The sequence below is a fragment of the Levilactobacillus yonginensis genome, from assembly GCF_003946265.1.
In the GTDB taxonomy this organism is placed as follows: Bacteria; Bacillota; Bacilli; order Lactobacillales; family Lactobacillaceae; genus Levilactobacillus; species Levilactobacillus yonginensis.
Map to the genome: position 1 here is coordinate 96,504 of NZ_RHNO01000007.1, position 18,453 is coordinate 114,956.

Sequence of the window (18,453 nt, forward strand, 5' to 3'; positions counted from 1 at the left end):
CTTGGACCACATTGTTGCTTTTGTTGATTTGTGAGGTAATTTTCGAAAAACTATTTACTTAGTCATTCTTCTTTCTTTTACCTCCGAAGTACCACCATGAACCACCAGTTACTGCAGCAATGGCAGCTAAGATTGATCCCCAGAGAGTCCAATCATTACCATCGTCTGCTTGTGATGCCTTATCAGCATCCGCAGTCTGGTTAGTTACGCCATTTGCAGCACCACTCTTCGTCGTACCTGACTTGTCAGTCGACTTATTGTCCTTGTCGTTGGCCTTGTCATCAGAAGAGTTATTGCCATCTTCACTTGTTCCGTTAGTGTTATTCAGGTCCGTCACAGCGGGTTGCGTGTAGCTTGTAGCAGTTGGCGTCACAGCACCATTGTTCCCTGCGTATGCAAGCGTTGTAGCAGCACCACCGTTTGAAGTTCCACCGTTAGTACCAGCAGATGCCCCGCCATTGGAATTGCCTGAACCAGTTGTTCCAGATCCACCATTGTTGGAGTTGCCGTTACCACTACCGGATCCTGTGCCTGAGCCACTACCAGATCCTGATCCTGAACCTGAGTCACTGTCGCCTTCAGAACCGTTTCCATCTCCTGCCCCACCATTCGTATCAGAATCGGAGTCACTGTCGGAGTCGGAGTCGCTGTCGGAGTCTGAATCGCTGTCGCTATCGGAGTCACTGTCAGAATCTGAGTCGCTGTCGGAGTCGGAGTCGCTGTCAGAATCGGAGTCACTGTCGCTGTCTGAATCGCTGTCGCTATCCGAGTCTGAGTCGCTATCGCTATCGGAGTCACTGTCGGAATCTGAATCGCTGTCGCTATCGGAATCGCTGTCGCTATCGGAATCACTGTCAGAATCGGAGTCGCTGTCGGAATCGGAGTCACTGTCGGAGTCTGAGTCGCTGTCGGAGTCCGAATCACTGTCGCTATCCGAGTCACTGTCGCTATCCGAGTCACTGTCGCTGTCGGAATCGGAGTCACTGTCAGAATCTGAATCGCTGTCAGAGTCGGAGTCTGAATCGCTATCGGAATCGGAGTCACTGTCGGAGTCCGAATCGCTGTCGCTATCCGAGTCGCTGTCGGAATCGGAGTCGCTGTCGGAGTCCGAATCACTGTCGCTATCCGAGTCACTGTCGCTGTCGGAATCGGAGTCACTGTCAGAATCTGAATCGCTGTCAGAGTCGGAGTCTGAATCGCTATCGGAATCGGAGTCACTGTCGGAGTCCGAATCGCTGTCGCTATCCGAGTCGCTGTCGGAATCGGAGTCGCTGTCGGAGTCCGAATCACTGTCGCTATCCGAGTCACTGTCGCTGTCGGAATCGGAGTCACTGTCAGAATCTGAATCGCTGTCAGAGTCGGAGTCTGAATCGCTATCGGAATCGGAGTCACTGTCGGAGTCCGAATCGCTGTCAGAGTCAGAGTCGCTGTCAGAGTCGGAGTCGCTGTCGGAGTCAGAATCACTGTCGCTATCCGAGTCGCTGTCGCTATCTGAATCGCTGTCGCTATCCGAATCACTGTCGGAGTCGGAGTCGCTGTCGGAGTCCGAGTCACTGTCAGAATCGGAGTCGCTGTCAGAATCAGAGTCGCTGTCGGAGTCAGAATCGCTGTCGGAATCAGAGTCGGAGTCGGAGTCGCTGTCAGAGTCACTGTCGGAATCGGAGTCACTGTCAGAGTCCGAATCGCTGTCGGAGTCCGAGTCACTGTCGCTATCTGAATCACTGTCGGAGTCCGAATCGCTGTCGGAGTCCGAGTCACTGTCGGAGTCCGAGTCACTGTCGCTATCTGAATCACTGTCGGAGTCCGAATCGCTGTCAGAATCGGAGTCACTGTCAGAGTCCGAATCGCTGTCAGAATCGGAGTCACTGTCAGAGTCCGAATCGCTGTCGGAGTCCGAGTCACTGTCGCTATCTGAATCACTGTCGGAGTCCGAATCGCTGTCGGAGTCCGAGTCACTGTCGGAGTCCGAGTCACTGTCGCTATCTGAATCACTGTCGGAGTCCGAATCGCTGTCAGAATCGGAGTCACTGTCAGAGTCCGAATCGCTGTCAGAATCGGAGTCACTGTCAGAGTCCGAATCGCTGTCGGAGTCCGAGTCACTGTCGCTATCTGAATCACTGTCGGAGTCCGAATCGCTGTCGGAGTCGGAGTCACTGTCGGAGTCGGAGTCACTGTCGGAGTCGGAGTCACTGTCGGAGTCGGAGTCACTGTCGGAGTCGGAGTCGCTGTCGCTATCCGAGTCACTATCAGAATCGGAGTCACTGTCGGAATCGGAGTCACTGTCGGAGTCGGAGTCGCTGTCAGAGTCTGAATCGCTGTCGCTATCCGAATCACTGTCGGAGTCCGAGTCACTGTCGGAATCTGAATCACTGTCGGAGTCCGAATCGCTGTCGCTATCCGAGTCACTGTCAGAGTCTGAATCACTGTCGGAGTCCGAATCACTGTCGCTATCCGAGTCGCTATCGCTATCCGAATCGGAGTCACTATCAGAGTCTGAATCACTGTCGGAATCAGAGTCACTGTCAGAGTCGGAGTCCGAATCGCTGTCGGAGTCCGAATCGCTGTCGCTATCTGAATCACTATCGGAGTCTGAGTCACTGTCGGAGTCCGAATCGCTGTCGGAGTCCGAATCGCTGTCGGAATCAGAGTCTGAGTCTGAGTCGGAATCGCTGTCAGAGTCACTGTCGCTATCCGAATCGCTGTCGCTATCCGAGTCGCTGTCAGAATCAGAGTCGCTGTCGGAGTCTGAGTCGCTGTCGGAATCAGAGTCTGAGTCTGAGTCGCTGTCAGAGTCACTGTCGGAATCGGAGTCACTGTCAGAGTCCGAATCGCTGTCGGAGTCCGAATCGCTGTCGGAGTCCGAGTCACTGTCGGAATCGGAGTCACTGTCGGAGTCTGAGTCGCTGTCAGAGTCTGAATCGCTGTCGCTATCCGAATCACTGTCGGAATCTGAATCGCTGTCGCTATCCGAATCACTGTCGGAGTCCGAGTCACTGTCGGAATCTGAATCGCTGTCGCTATCCGAGTCACTGTCAGAGTCCGAATCGCTGTCGGAGTCCGAATCACTGTCAGAGTCTGAGTCGCTGTCGGAGTCTGAATCGCTGTCGGAGTCTGAATCACTGTCGGAATCGCTGTCGCTATCCGAATCACTGTCGCTGTCAGAATCACTGTCGGAATCGCTGTCGCTATCTGAGTCACTGTCAGAATCTGAGTCGCTGTCGGAGTCTGAATCACTGTCGCTATCCGAGTCGCTGTCGCTATCCGAGTCGCTGTCGGAGTCCGAGTCACTGTCGGAATCGCTGTCAGAGTCCGAGTCGCTGTCGCTATCTGAATCACTGTCGGAGTCCGAGTCACTGTCGCTATCCGAGTCACTGTCGGAGTCCGAATCACTGTCGCTATCCGAGTCACTGTCGCTATCCGAATCACTGTCGGAGTCCGAGTCACTGTCGCTATCCGAGTCGCTGTCGCTATCTGAGTCGCTGTCAGAATCGGAGTCACTGTCGGAGTCTGAATCGCTGTCGCCATCTGAGTCGCTGTCGGAGTCTGAATCACTGTCGGAATCGGAGTCACTGTCAGAGTCCGAATCGCTGTCGGAGTCTGAATCACTGTCGGAATCGGAGTCGCTGTCGGAGTCTGAATCGCTGTCGCTATCGGAGTCACTGTCAGAATCGGAGTCGCTGTCGGAGTCCGAATCGCTGTCGGAATCTGAATCACTGTCGCTATCCGAGTCGCTGTCGCTATCCGAGTCGCTGTCGGAGTCCGAGTCACTGTCGGAGTCCGAGTCACTGTCGCTATCTGAGTCACTGTCGGAGTCTGAGTCACTGTCGCTATCCGAGTCACTGTCGGAATCTGAATCGCTGTCGGAGTCGGAGTCGCTGTCAGAATCGGAGTCACTGTCAGAGTCCGAATCACTGTCGCTGTCAGAATCACTGTCGGAATCTGAGTCACTGTCGCTATCCGAATCACTGTCAGAGTCGGAGTCGCTGTCGGAATCGGAATCACTGTCAGAGTCCGAATCACTGTCAGAGTCCGAGTCACTGTCGGAATCGGAGTCGCTGTCGGAATCGGAGTCGCTGTCAGAGTCCGAGTCACTGTCGGAGTCTGAATCGCTGTCGCTATCCGAATCACTGTCAGAATCTGAATCGCTGTCGGAGTCGGAGTCGGAGTCGCTGTCAGAGTCGGAGTCGCTGTCAGAATCGGAGTCACTGTCAGAGTCCGAATCACTGTCGCTGTCAGAATCACTGTCAGAGTCGGAGTCGCTGTCGGAATCGGAATCACTGTCAGAGTCGGAGTCACTGTCAGAGTCTGAATCACTGTCGCTATCCGAGTCACTGTCACTATCTGAGTCGCTGTCAGAGTCGGAGTCACTGTCAGAGTCTGAATCACTGTCGGAATCTGAGTCACTGTCGGAGTCCGAATCACTGTCGCTATCCGAGTCACTGTCGGAATCTGAATCACTGTCGGAATCTGAATCGCTGTCGCTATCCGAGTCGCTGTCAGAGCCAGAGTCACTGTCGGAGTCTGAATCGCTGTCAGAATCTGAATCGCTGTCGCTATCCGAATCACTGTCAGAGTCGGAGTCGCTGTCGCTATCCGAGTCACTGTCGGAATCAGAGTCGCTGTCGCTATCCGAGTCCGAATCGCTGTCGCTATCCGAATCACTGTCGGAGTCCGAGTCACTGTCGCTATCGGAATCGCTGTCGGAGTCCGAATCACTGTCGGAGTCTGAATCGCTGTCAGAGTCCGAGTCACTGTCGGAATCGGAGTCACTGTCGGAGTCCGAATCGCTGTCGCTATCCGAGTCGCTATCACTGTCAGAGTCCGAATCGCTGTCGCTATCTGAGTCGCTGTCGGAGTCCGAATCACTGTCGGAGTCTGAATCGCTGTCGGAATCGGAGTCACTGTCGGAATCGGAGTCACTGTCAGAGTCCGAATCGCTGTCGGAGTCAGAGTCGCTGTCAGAATCGGAGTCACTGTCGGAGTCTGAATCGCTGTCGCTATCCGAGTCACTGTCGGAATCCGAATCACTGTCGGAGTCTGAATCACTGTCGGAGTCTGAATCGCTGTCAGAATCTGAATCGCTGTCAGAATCTGAATCGCTGTCAGAATCTGAATCGCTGTCGCTATCCGAGTCGCTGTCGCTATCTGAGTCACTGTCGGAATCAGAGTCGCTGTCAGAGTCAGAGTCGCTGTCAGAATCGGAGTCACTGTCAGAATCGGAGTCACTGTCGGAGTCCGAGTCACTGCCAGAGTCTGAATCGCTGTCGCTATCTGAATCACTGTCAGAATCTGAATCACTGTCGGAATCCGAATCGCTATCGGAATCGGAGTCACTGTCGGAGTCTGAATCGCTGTCGCTATCTGAGTCGCTGTCAGAATCGGAGTCGCTGTCATCAGTTGCTACAATCGCTTGGTTTGCATAAGAATGTGCATCTGATGCTGCACTTGATGCATGATCCTTAGATTCCTTAGCAGCTGAGGCCGCTGCGGAAGCTTGTTTTGCGTAACTAGAGGCTGCGGAATTGTCAGCTTCAGCTTCAGCTGATGATGCTGCAGAGTATGCTGCGGAAGCTGCATCAGCTGCTGACTGCGCTGCAGAAGCTGCGGAATTAGCTACTGATGCTGCCGAAGTAGCTTGTGCGGCATACGAACTAGCGTTTGAACCATTTTCAGCATATTGCTGTGCCACGTTCCCGTAAGAATTGGCAACACTAGCATATTCTGCTGCATCGGTTGCTGCATCAGTTGCGAGACTAGCTGAAGAAGAAGAACCTTTCGTGTAACTAGAATCAACCGTCAAATATGCCTGACCTAACGTACTGATCGAAGTCTTACCATCAACAGTGGCTGTTACAACCAACGTGTAGTAACCCTGATGAGCAGCAGTAATTTCATCAATGTTCAGATTAGCATTTGTTTGACCATCAATTGCAGTTCCTTGGCTACCCGGTGTTGCAGAGTAATACCATTGATAAGTCAGGTTGGAACTAGCTCCATCTGTTTCCATTTCTGGCGACCAAGTGAATTGATCACCAGTATTAGCATTCTGATCTGCCAAACCATTTCCAACCGTCACTACTTTACTTGCTGAATAAGTGGTCTGGTCAGCGTTCGTAATGGTTACAGTAATCGTTACCTTACCTGCAGACGTTGCCGAGGTTGGTGTAACCGTCCCATCGGAGTTAACCGTCGCAATTGATTCGTCACTACTTGACCACGTAATGTCACCGGTCGCATTTCCAGGATTGGTTGTTGCCGTGTAGTTTCCAGAGGTATGCGTATCTGAACTGTTCAGAATGTAGTCATCCCCGTCAATGCTAATATCAGTGGCCGGAATGTCACTGTCATAAACATCAACCGCAGACAATTTACTCCAGAAAGACCCGGTAATCGTACTCGTCCCCGTGTAGCTAGCAGATGACTGGAATGCTAGTGATCCCGTAAAGTCATCAGCAATTGTGATTGACAGGGTACTTGCGGCAGTCGCAGCACCTGAGTACCATGGCGTCGTATCTGTCAACGTATAATCAGCAACAACTTTCCCACTGGCATCCTTGATTGACCCGCTCTCAGTTGAAGAGTTCAGCAAACCACTACCAACGGAATTAACTTTTTGCCAGGTTCCGTTGATCTGAACGTACCAGGTCGCGGTATGTGTTGCGTTGATGGCACCCAATCCAGTAGTAGCACTGTTACTAAGCGTAATCGTCTTACCTGAAGTCGTAGAGGTCGTCTGCGTTGCCTGTTGGGTAAAACCACCAGAGATAACTACCCCTAGCAGCGACCAGGCGTCTGCACTTGGCTTGCCTTTGTATGAACCCAAGTTGTTAGAGTACTTCACAGCGTACTTAGCATTTTCAGCTGCGGCTGAAGCAGCCACCGCAGCAGTTGAAGCTAATTGTGATGCAGCAGCTAATTCTGCATCAGCTGCGGTTGAGTATTCACTAGCCGTGGCGAAGCTACCAGCAGCAACTGCTGAGGAAGCCAACGCCATGTAACTGTTCGCATCATTGGTAGCGGCATCAGCTGTAGCTGCAGCAAATTGTGCATCTTGTGCGTAGCTTGCGGCCGCATTCACGTAGGAAGCACCCAAGCTCGTGTTCTGCGTCATGGTTGCCGCTAAGGAAGCAGCCGTTGAGCCAGCATTTTGGGCCAACGCCGTTGCTGCAGAATCAATCGCAGCCGTTGAAGCAGCCGCCGTGCTGGTTGCTGATGATTGGGCTTCCACAATTGTCTTAGTGGCTAAGCTAGCAGAACTAGCAGCAGTATTCGCAGCGTTTGTTGCCCATTCTAACAACGTCAACGAGTTGTTAGCTTGTGCCTTGGCATTAGTTAAATCATTATTCGCGGCAAACGATGCCGCTTTCTTTGAAACTTCGATAGCAGAGCTAGCGTACATAGATGCTTCCGCATTGGCAGCGATTGCTGCGGCATTAGCTGCAGAAGCAAGATCCTGATAGTTTGGCGCTGACGCAAAGGCGTTCGCTGCATCAGCAGCGTTTGAGTTCGCAATTTCTGCTTGAGCACCTGTTTTAATGGCTGCGGACGATGCGGTTGCTGCATAACTCGACGCCAAGTATTTTTTAGCACTCTCTTGAGCCGTCGCTGAATTGTATGCTTCGTCAATTTCTCCAGCAGCAATTGCAGCAGCTGAGCTAGTCAGAACACCGTACGAGCTTGCCTCATTTTGAGCAGTGAGTGCTGTCGCTGCATAAGAAGAAGCATCAACATAGTTGTCATTGGCCTCATTGACTGCGGCCAAGCTGCTTGCCTCGGCAGCTGCACTTGCTGCTGCTACAGCTAAGGCGCTGTACGATGAAGCATTTGAAGCAGCGGCCTCAGCCAGCACAGCATGGGAGTAAATCGAAATATCGTTGTCCATACTGATATCAACCGTGCCTGCTAACAAATTGTAACTGGCGTTAGCCGCACTCGCCATGGAAGAAGCTAACGCAGCAGCCGTATTGGCAGCCGCAGCAGCGCTCGATGCCTGATTCGTGTAATTGCCATCAGCGTGTGAAACCACAACAGTAATTACGTTAGAGGCAGATTTGAACGTCGCTTTGTTTTGGGTAATTCCCAGGGCTGATTTAGCCACTTTAGCGCCGGTAACAACTAACTGATAGTAGTAGGTTCCAGCCACTGTATAGGTTGGCGTATAGGTCGTACTCGTCTTGTTCCCAGTACTTGTGTTATCAACCGTCCAATTCTTACCATCGTTTGAAACATACCAAGTGTACGTTACATTACCGTCCAACTTATAGTCGTAGGTTCCACCAAGAAGGCCACTTTCCTTGTACTTACCAAGGTTCATCGTGTTAGAAAGTGTTGTTGAACCATTCTGTTCGGAACCAATCGTTACGGCATCGCTTGTCGTGACAATAGCATTCGTTGTCACACCCGTAGCACTCGTATCCGAATCTTCTGAAGTTTGAATGTCCTCAGTGTCAGTGTTGTATGCTGCGGCCAACGAAGCAGCACTAGATGCTCCCTCTAGTGAAGCACTAGCATCATTTGCCGCTGAACTTGCAACCCGTGCCAAAGATGCGGCATCTGCAGCGCTCGTTGCTGTTACAGCAGCTGAGGCTGCTGAGCTGGCCAACGTAGCACTTGAAGTAGCCAAAGTTGCGTGTGAAGCGGCACTACTTGCGTACTGTTCCGACTGGTCCCCATGGTAACTCGTCGCTGCAGTCGCCAAGGAACTTGCTACACTGGCTGAACTAGCTGCCAAGACAGCACTAGAACTGGCTTTCGTAGCTGCATCGCTAACTGCAATCGATGTTGCCGTCTCAGCTGCTGATTGTGCTGTTGAGTTAGCGGTGCTGGCTGCTGAGTACGCTTCTAACCCCTGAGAAGCTAAGCTATTGGCTGCGACCAGAGCGTTACTTGCTGCTTCGTAGTCACCACTTAATGCTGCGCTGGTCGCCAAGTTGTATTGTGCCTGTGCGTCAGCCGCTAAGGCAGCGGCCAAGGAAGAAGCATTGGCTGCATCTGCAGCGGCACTATTGGCAGTTGCATAAGCAGCAACAGCAGCGGCATTACTCGTATCGTATTGCGTAGCGTTGTACGCGCTGCTAGCTGCGGCTGACGCCGAAGCAGCTGCTTCACTGGCTGCAGCGGCGGCTGAGAATGTTGGTTCATTAGCACTGCTTACCAGGTCTTTCAATCCAGTAGCGGCAGCTGACTTAGCAACCGCAGCAGCACTAGAAGCAAGATCTGCATATGAAACAGCATTGTCAGCTGCGGAGCTGGCGTATGAAAGGGCATTGGTGTATTTCTCGATGTTAGTATCGGAATCACCCTTACCATCTGCGACGGCCTGCTTGAATGCAGAGGCTAAACTGTTGTAATACTGTGCCAAGTCAGCAGCGGTCGTCGTTTTAGCTGCGTAACTACTCGTTGTAGCATAGGCGTTTTCAGTGTCAGTGGTTGGCACTAAACCTGCATAACTACTTGCGTTGCTGGCATTTTCCTGCGCAGCTGCGGCGGCACTAGACGCTGTACTAGCTGCAGTACTGTCCGCCCCACTCCCAGCGTTTGCACTGGAACTAGCGGCTGAAACCATGGCAGTTTCAACCACAGGGGTCGTAACTGCCTTTTTAGTGGTTGCTACCTTAGTAACCGTCTTTGTCACGTTTTCACTTAACGTCACGTCAGTGTGAACAGACTGGGCTGCAGTAGCAGCAACGTTAGCAGCATCGACTGTTGAAGCACTGGTAACTTCGGCATTCGTGGTAACTGCACTGGTAGTACCAGCTGTCTCATTGCTTAATGATGAATCTGATGAACTACTGGATGTAGACACGCCAGTTGATTCAGCAACTGGCGCTACGTTAACATCAGTTGAACCTTCTGAATTTACCGCTGAACTTGCAGCACTGGATGAAACAGCTGAAGAAGCCGCCGCACTGCTGGTTACAGTACTGGTGGCTGGCTGACTTGCATCAGAGCCTGATGAACTACTTGCACTTGAAGCGACCGTTGAGCTACTAGTAACACTATCTGCTTTGCTGGTAGAATCAGCACTTGCAGAAAGAGTCCCCGCGCCCAATAACGAAAAAGAAGCCAATGCAGCGAAGACCCAGGTCTTCCCTACTTTGTACATCTTGTAACGTAACTTGGGATCGCCATTAAAAGCTTTGTTCCGCATGAATTTCACTTTTAATCGTCCTCCTTGAAGTTGACTGTGATAGATATAATTGCAAGCGCTACATTAAATAATAATTTCGCACCCATGTTAGGCCGTAATAACAACTGGTCTATACATGTTTCCAGTATGAAGCATTCCATGTATAAATGAACATCGCCTATAAACGAACGCTTCAACACAGTCATCTTATCATAAATTTACTATACATACTATTGTAAAAGGGCATTTATAATTGGTCTATCTGAGAAAACGGCGAAAAAGTTTCTTTCGTTAAAATTATCACATTATTTTTACTTACGCTCATCTCAGTTTCAAGACTTTAGCATAGGGTATAAAACAGATTTTTTACTGCTTCCATCAGTTTACAAAGGCCGGTATAACAGCAAACGTCAGATATATGTATATGTTAATCGCTAATACCATCTTTCTGTACAAGCCCGTAACGATTAACAATTCATATCCAGATATTAGTGGAAATTCCGTCCTCAAATTAGAATTTGATTAAATTATCTGTCTGGCCAGCAAAAATGGTACCGATTACATCAGCCATATTTAACTACATAAATCAAGCCTTTTGTACCATTAGTTTGTTTATTAAAGAATCGTAGGTGTTAAAGCAAACACATTTTTACTCCATAACTTAAAAAGTGTAACACAACTGAATTTGACTAATCACTGTCCTAACTGACTATTGAGCCCCACTTGAACCATCCGACAAGTTTTCATTTAACACTCTTTTTTGAGAAAGCATTTCATTTATCTGCTTTTTTACGCTACATTTAGAACAAGTCTTTAACATTTTGAAGTTCTTTGGGAGTACAACATCTTCAAAAATCTCAATTAATTAGGACGACCTCATTAGTCCATCGCAATTTTTCAGATCGAATTTTGCTTATACATGGGTTTCTTAATTTAACAAACCATGTGGCAATAAAAAAACTCCTTAGAAAGTGGTCTAGTATGCTTGAAGTCAGCATAATCACATTTCTAAGAAGCTAATTTTTCGTTTCAAAATCACTTAATTGTTGAGACAATCTTGCCATTATCATAGTTCACGTAACTATTGGGCATCTTTAAGACCCAACCGGCCAATCGCTGGGGCTTCTCCCAGCTGAGGCCCGCCAAAGCTAATGCCGCAGCATCGACGTCTGTACTACGGACGCCCAAGTTATTTTGCTTCGGTGAGTTTGGTTTAGCAACCGTCCATGTCGCCATCAGTTCTGTGGTTGAAATTCCATCAGTATTAGCATTCGTTCCGAGGACTCCCCACCTAAGTGCGGAACACCCAGCGCGTGACCAATCTCGTGAATGAGTGCCGCTTCCTTCCAATTGTTTTGATTTCTTTTAGACAAGGTACTAATGCGCCAGTTGCCAGGATAGAACTGAATCCCCTGGCCATTATAGGTCTGGCCACCCAAAACAGCTTGGCTCTTCTGACCATCGTGGATTACCTCATCACTCTGATACTGTTTGGATACTACCTCAACGACCTTTTTACCAGCAAGCTTGTTCCAATACTTAGCTGCTGCTATGACCATTTGATTAGTCATAAAACCAGACTAGTTATATAACTGAAGCACCCCATCAGGTCCAACGATATTCGGTAAAGGTTGTCCATTGAGCTGATAAACATAGGCAGTGGCTGCACTGTCTAAACTGGTATTACCGGAATACCGACTACCATGGGTCATTAACGTTAGCTTACTCAGCTCAGACTGCGCGTAGAGGTGCCGTTTAATTTTCCCCTTATTAAAGGTCTTCGTTCGCTGATAATAATGGTTATTGGGACCTTCAACAAGATCTCGATGATAGCTTTTTCCAAAGTAAGTCATCCCACCAAACAGAATGGTCACTAATACCACAGCGACTAAAGTTTTAATTTGCTTCTTATATTTCATTACGTCCCTTCCTTACAAAAAACTCTCTGAGGGTGTCGCTTCGCTCTACCCTCGTAACCATATAGTGAAATGAACCGCCTTTCCCATTATACTTATGGGGAAGGCGGTTCACTGTTCATCGTAGCTTTATTGGCGCTGTCCCTAAGCCCGTACAAAAAACCGATGGCCTTTAGCTCCTGAGATTAACCAATTGTTGCCTTGAGCACGAATATAAAATTTCAATCCCTCAATAGCTGAAGGTGAATGGCCTACTAAACATTCTAGGAGGTATTCCCCATGGAAGTTGTCGCAGAGAGTGTCGCTGGAATTGACGTTCACCAAAAGCAAGTAACCATTACGGTTTTGATTGGTTCTTCTAGCGTTCAAAAACCTAAACGGTTTTCGAACAGATTCGGAACGACCACTAGTGCTTTAAAAGCTTGTGGTGAATGGTTAGTTGAAAAGAATGTTGAAAAAGTTGCGATGGAAAGTACTGATCAATACTGGCGACCAGTCTGGCAGGTATTAGAATCTTTCAACTTTGATATGATTTTGTGTAATCCTCGAATCATTAAAAATATTCCAGGGAAGAAAACTGACCAAAAAGATTCAGAATGGTTAGCAGATCTAACCCGTTGTGGTCTTGTCTCAGCAAGCTTTATACCCCCACGCAATATCCAAGAATTAAGAGAATCTACCAGATCGCGAAAGAAGCTAATTCAATCAAGGACTCGAATTCGAAATGAAATTCATAACATTCTTCAACGATCAAACATTAAATTAACAAGTTTCATAACAGATATTTTCTCTGGTTCTGGTCTGAGACTTTTGAACCTAGTTATAAATGGTGAGGTAATCACGTTACGTAAAGTAAGCTCATGTATGACTAAGCGACTAAAGTCAACGCCAGAGCAAATTTTCGAATCGTTAGACGGCGTTCTAGGGAAAAATGATCTCAGCCTAATGGTCATTCAAATGAAACTACTTGATGACTATGGTCGAGCAATCACTGAATTGGATAATCTAATTGATGAGCAATTGGCAGATCAAGCTGATTTACTACATCGTCTTCAAGAAATTCCTGGTATCAGTGATACAACCGCTCAGACCGTCATCGCCGAGGTTGGCCCGGATGTAAGTCCGTTCGTCGATGCTCACCACCTAGCATCTTGGGCAGGCCTTTGCCCAGGTAGCTACGAATCTGCCGGTAAGAAACATGGTTCCGCGACTTTACATGGTAATGGTCATCTAAAAGCGGCCCTAGTGACCGCCGCAATGGGGGCCAAGAGGACCAAGAAGTCCGGACTAAAAGATTACTACTGGCGGCTAAGCTCAAGGATGGATAAACAAAAGGCAGTTATAGCACTAGCACATAAACTCTTGCGAATAATCTATGCCTTGATTCAAAACGGATCAACCTATCAAGAATATAAAAAAGACCAACGCAAGACAATTACGTTGGCCACAAACAATTAAATACTAGCTAGTATCACAAGTATACTAGATTTTTTTCGCAGATTCGAGCGTTATGGTTTCGTGCGCTCAAAAATCTCTTTATTTCATATAAAAGGCCACCAAAAACTCTACCAGTTCTTAGCGGTCTTTTTAATGTTGATTGGACTAAACTGCTGTCTTTTCACGAATCAAGCTATCAAAATAATTGATCAATTTTTGCCACTTCTCAAAGATGGCATCTTCTGAATACCGCTTAGCATTCTCATAAGCAGCGTTACTGTACTGTTCAAGGAGTTCTTGATCACCTAACAACTTGATTAAGCCGGCAGCGAGTTGCTCTGGATGGCCATCTTCAGTCAACAACCCAGTCTCACCATCTTGAATAATATCGCTAGGTCCGTACTTAACGTCGTTAGCAATCATGGGAACTCCGTGTGATTGAGCTTCCAATAGGGTCAGAGAAAAGCCTTCTGCCCGACTTGGAAGTACCCCAATCTCAGCGCGGTCATAGACGGCTGCGATGTTGTTCGTGTAGCCCTTGAACAAGACTACATCGGTCAAGCCAGCATCCGTCACCTGTTGCTTAAACTTCTTTTCGATATCGCCGTTGGCATAACCCCATAATTCAAGTCGTGCGTTGGGAAATTGTTTGTGGACTTCAGCAAAGGCTTCAATCGAATGATTTTGTTGCTTTTCTGGGGCTAACCGAGCAACGTGGACCACTAACCCCTTTTGACGATTAGCAAAGTTCTGATGCTTCTCAGCAATTTCTTCGTCCGTTACGTAACCAACGGGAATCGTGAAGGTCGGAATATCCTTCCCAAAACGGTCCTCTACATCTTTAGACTGTTCTGGCGTCGACGAAATAACCGCATCCCACTGAGACCAATTATTTAGGGCATTTGTGTAATTGTTGTTCAGCGGTGAATTGATCATATCACTAGGGTCAGACACGTGATCGTTGTGAAGGTGAAGCACCTTAAATGCCGACGTGTGCATATGGAACAGCGCCCAGTCACATTCAACGGTCCGGTCACAGATATAAACGTTGTGATCATCAAGCGCGTTCAATTCATCATAGAAGAACCGCGTCAGCTCATTCATCCCAGCGAAGACCCAATCACTATTTTTGTAGTTCAGTACTCGCCAAGATAAACTTTCCTTACCAGCACGGTTGAGAAAATGGTTCTTTTCAATATGCACACGCCCATCCGGCCCAGAATACAGTTCTTGTGAGATTTTTCCGTCCCAGTCAAAGAACTGTTCCAAACACTTGAATCCACGAACGTCCCACCAAACCATTGAGACGGTCCGACCATTGATGTCAAAATATTGTACGTTACTAATTTCTTCAGTGTTACCACGGAAGTAGATAATCATCAGCATTTTTCCTTGGGCAAAAACCTGTAATTGATTATCCTTACGCGTCGTTGTCGTGTTCGCAGGCAGTGGGAAATCATTCAACATGAATGGCCGACTCTCAACGTCGCGACTGCCACAGAAGTATTCAAACAAATTCACAAAATTATCACGATCAATCTTGGCGTCCTTTAAGACATTGGTCAAATCCATAGCAAAAACCCGTGTCACAATTTTGGCTGGAATTTGGTGCTTTTCAAATAAATGAAGTCGATTTATTTCAGATTGTTCAATCCCAGATTTTGAAAATTGCATGTTGTCGTTTAAAAAATAGTACATTCTCGGATCATCCTTTCTTCATCAACCTTAGAGATCTAGCTCTTTTTGCCAACGATTCCAGACTTTCCGTCGTGTCCAACGGGTATGTGCTGAAGCATAAGCGGCATCACTAAATTTGGCTAATTGCTCATCATCATTAAACAGTTTTACAACATCTTCAGCCATGGCCAAAGTTTGTCCAGAGTCAACCAGGAAACCATCATTGCCGTCCTTGATGTATTCCGCCGGACCATAATTGAACTTGTAACTGATGACTGGAATCCCGTGAATCATAGCTTCCTGCATTGCCAGAGGACCACCATCGGCCATAGACATGTTCGTCATAACTTGATATTGATCGTAAAGCTTGTCCAAATCAGGCACGTAATCCATAAACGTCACGCTACCATCGAGCTTCAGTTCCGTGACCAACTTCTTCATTTCTTCAAGGTATTTAGGAGCACCATAGCCAAATAACGTCATCGTTGCATCGGTAACCCGATCCTTAACCAACGCAAACATCCGTAACTGTTGGTCAATCTGCTTGTCTGGCGCGATTCGACCGACGTAAACCAAGCTGTGTGGCTTCCGGCTAGTAACTGCCACGTTACCCGTCCCTTCCTTGGAGACCGGTAACGTCGATGCCCCTGAAATTGAGAAGATGCGGGCTTTAGGATAACGCGTCTGTAAATGCTCCGCTTGTTGTGGCGTTGCCGTAATAAACCCGTCAAATTGATTGAAGTGCTCAAACGCTGGCTTCAGGAATCCGTCCAGTTCTGCAAAAACAGGATCATTAGGATTTACCCCATGATTGATTGGAATGTACAAGTATTTCTTAGAAGCATCGTTCAAAGCCAACATTGGTTGAACCCCAGTGCCTGGACGGTCAACAATAAAGGTTGTATTGGCATCTTGTTTACTCAGTTCATTCAGGAAAAAGACAAATAGATCGTCCACATTCTGGAAGAAGAGATCACCTTTATTTCGATAATTTTTCAAAATTAAGCGGGAAGGAAGTGGCTTTCCTTCAGTATCTGGTGCAAAGTATTCTTCTAATACCGTCGCTCCTGAGACACTGTAATACCGTTGCGAGATCAGTTGACCGTTCTGTCCAAAATATTGGGTGGCTGACTTAAACCCACGCCAATCCCAAAGATCAGTGCCGACTCGATTGCCTTGCTGGTCGAAAAATTCCTGATAGAAGACCCGACCAATTGTACCAGGAATAAAGCCGACGTTCTCCACCAACCGGTCACCATTAAAAATCCCACTGAAGTTGGCGCCAACATTAATTTCGTATTCAATCGGAATGTTCATGTCTTCAGTCTTTAAGAACTTATCAGTAGATAAAGTGGTTGCTTCTTGAAAATAATCAAACATATTCAAGACTTGATCGTCATCAACACCAAACTTCTTAATCGTTTGGTGCAATAACCGATCGTAAATCTTGGTGACAATCTTAGCGGGTGTTTTATAGTGATTAAACAGCTTAACCCGTTTCATTGCTGTATGTTCAACACTAGAGTTTTTTTGGAGAATATACTCGTTAACAAAATAATACACAGCCCGACACTCCCATCATTTTTGTGAAAGGAAGCCCTTTCACTTAACCTTTGACTAAACCATGATTTATCACTCGCACACGTTTAGTATACCTAATTTGGTTTACAATTAAAACCGGTTATTTAAGTAACTATACAGTCCAGAGATAATTCCTTCATGTTTAGCACGGAATTCATCTATTTAGGAATCGTTGAGGTAATTTTACCATTGTTGTAAACCATGTGGGCAGATGGCTTGGTGAAAACCCAGTTGGCCAGTTTACGAGGCCGTGACCACGCAATTCCGGCAATTTTTAGAACTGCACCATCCATTCTTGTCGTTTCGATTCCCTTAAGGTTAGACTTAGGCGCATTGGTGAGTTGAACGCCCCACGCACCCATGAAATCAGCATTCTTTAAATTTGCAACTTGATCATTGGTTCCCATCAAACCGCCGCCCATATTAGGCACACCCAGAGCATGCCCGATCTCTTTAAGTAAGATGGCTTCCTTCCAGTTCTGTTTGTTTTGTTTGGTCAGCCCAGTCACCGCCCAATTGTTGGGATAAAATATCATACCCATACCGTCATAACTTTGACCGCCGACACCATACTTCGTTCTCTTTTGGCTGTCATGAATCACTTCATCAGACTTGCTCTGCGAATCAACAACCTCAACGATTGTTTGTCCAGCTAACGTATTCCAAATTCTGGCTGCATCATGAACCATCGTATCAGACATAAATTTAGACTTGTTATATAGTTGCAGGACGCCATCATGACCCATAAAGTTACTGATATTATCTTTCTTAATCTTGTAATGGTAGGTTTCTGAAACACGATCAAGGCTGGTATTACCAGTATATTTTGTTCCATGGGTAATCGTCGTTAACTCCTTCAGCTTCGCCTTGTTGTAGATTTTCTGGTTTACCAAGCCATCGTTTGTACTAGCGGATTTAACGCGTTGATAATAATGCTTATTACCAAATTTAGAAATATAAATTTTATTCATACTTTTGACAGTAACGAAAACCACCACACCAACTACGATTAAAAATAGAATTCGTACAACAATCTTAAAAAAATTATGCTTCTTCAAAATACAGGTGCCCCTCGTCTTTAGGTGTTGGCCCAATGGCTAAAGTTGGATAGTCTTAAGACACACAGATAAGACTAAGCTGACTTATCAGCTACTTCTTATCTACACCACTAGTAATTTTTTCATCCTTAATGAATGTTTGCCACTTTTTGGTAATCTCAGTCGGAGAAAATTTCTTCAATACGGAAATAATCTAAGCCCTTATAGAACAGAATCACCATGACATCACCCACGAAGAAGACTCAGACTACGAGCCTATACAAACATCTTCCCGACGAATTGTCAAACTAAGCGACGTACTTTATCGAATAAAATCTCTTGAGAACATGGTAACTCAAGACGGTGATTTAGTTGCTATTAACAATATCTCTTCAAAATTAATACTACTGAGACTTCTACCTTTAAGAAAAGACTTTTGAACTAAACCATTAGTATTTTCAGTGATTCTTCGTTACTCAAGCGAATAAATGCCAGTAACACACAGTGCGTACTCCTGAGCTTTTCTTGGTCGTTAAGTAATTGCCCCCCCGCTATGGGTCTTTTTTTAGTGTTGCACTTTAATTGTAAATTCATTGCCCGACGAATTTACAATTGAAGTGCAACAAGTAAGAAGAAAATAAAAAAGAACTCATAGCCTGAGTCCTGTAAAATGAAG

General features: G+C 47.0%; 8 protein-coding genes. 1 reads left to right on the forward strand and 7 read right to left on the reverse strand.

All coding sequences use genetic code 11. The features are described from left to right. Positions 1 to 58: 58 nt before the first annotated feature. The 4 genes from EKM87_RS05520 to EKM87_RS05535 form a co-directional block, all read right to left on the reverse strand. Positions 59 to 10,150 (reverse strand): KxYKxGKxW signal peptide domain-containing protein, encoded by a 10,092-nt coding sequence (locus EKM87_RS05520; RefSeq protein WP_318530965.1) that lies wholly within the window; start codon positions 10,148 to 10,150, stop codon positions 59 to 61. A gap of 1,014 nt (positions 10,151 to 11,164) precedes the next feature. Beyond that, a complete protein-coding gene (locus EKM87_RS05525; RefSeq protein WP_125682694.1) occupies positions 11,165 to 11,365 on the reverse strand; it encodes a hypothetical protein in 201 nt (66 codons plus the stop codon). Beyond that, positions 11,365 to 11,700, reverse strand: a complete 336-nt coding sequence (locus EKM87_RS05530; RefSeq protein WP_125682696.1) for a zinc metalloprotease — start codon at positions 11,698 to 11,700, stop codon at positions 11,365 to 11,367. The genes EKM87_RS05525 and EKM87_RS05530 overlap by 1 nt, the downstream gene beginning before the upstream one ends. A gap of 9 nt (positions 11,701 to 11,709) precedes the next feature. Beyond that, positions 11,710 to 12,048 (reverse strand): hypothetical protein, encoded by a 339-nt coding sequence (locus tag EKM87_RS05535; protein WP_125682698.1) that lies wholly within the window; start codon positions 12,046 to 12,048, stop codon positions 11,710 to 11,712. Positions 12,049 to 12,324: 276 nt separating this feature from the next. On the opposite strand from EKM87_RS05535, the gene EKM87_RS05540 reads away from it, so the two are divergent. Then, positions 12,325 to 13,503, forward strand: a complete 1,179-nt coding sequence (locus EKM87_RS05540; RefSeq protein ID WP_125682700.1) for an IS110 family RNA-guided transposase — start codon at positions 12,325 to 12,327, stop codon at positions 13,501 to 13,503. 144 nt (positions 13,504 to 13,647) lie between these two features. Here EKM87_RS05540 and EKM87_RS05545 read toward each other — a convergent pair whose 3' ends face one another. The 3 genes from EKM87_RS05545 to EKM87_RS05555 form a co-directional block, all read right to left on the reverse strand. Beyond that, positions 13,648 to 15,180 (reverse strand): glycosyltransferase family 4 protein, encoded by a 1,533-nt coding sequence (locus EKM87_RS05545; protein ID WP_125682702.1) that lies wholly within the window; start codon positions 15,178 to 15,180, stop codon positions 13,648 to 13,650. A gap of 27 nt (positions 15,181 to 15,207) precedes the next feature. Next, the gene (locus EKM87_RS05550; RefSeq protein WP_125682704.1) at positions 15,208 to 16,722 is read right to left on the reverse strand and encodes a glycosyltransferase; all 1,515 of its coding nucleotides are present in this window, start codon (positions 16,720 to 16,722) and stop codon (positions 15,208 to 15,210) included. Positions 16,723 to 16,898: 176 nt separating this feature from the next. Continuing rightward, entirely contained in the window at positions 16,899 to 17,798 is a 900-nt protein-coding gene (locus EKM87_RS05555) for a hypothetical protein (protein WP_125682706.1), read from the reverse strand. Positions 17,799 to 18,453 lie beyond the last annotated feature (655 nt).

Coding starts and splice junctions, on each gene's coding strand:
- EKM87_RS05520 (WP_318530965.1), bottom strand. CDS start 10,150: ATGCGGAACAAAGCTTTTAATGGCGATCCCAAGTTACGTTACAAGATG.
- EKM87_RS05525 (WP_125682694.1), bottom strand. CDS start 11,365: ATGGCGACATGGACGGTTGCTAAACCAAACTCACCGAAGCAAAATAAC.
- EKM87_RS05530 (WP_125682696.1), bottom strand. CDS start 11,700: ATGACTAATCAAATGGTCATAGCAGCAGCTAAGTATTGGAACAAGCTT.
- EKM87_RS05535 (WP_125682698.1), bottom strand. CDS start 12,048: ATGAAATATAAGAAGCAAATTAAAACTTTAGTCGCTGTGGTATTAGTG.
- EKM87_RS05540 (WP_125682700.1), top strand. CDS start 12,325: ATGGAAGTTGTCGCAGAGAGTGTCGCTGGAATTGACGTTCACCAAAAG.
- EKM87_RS05545 (WP_125682702.1), bottom strand. CDS start 15,180: ATGTACTATTTTTTAAACGACAACATGCAATTTTCAAAATCTGGGATT.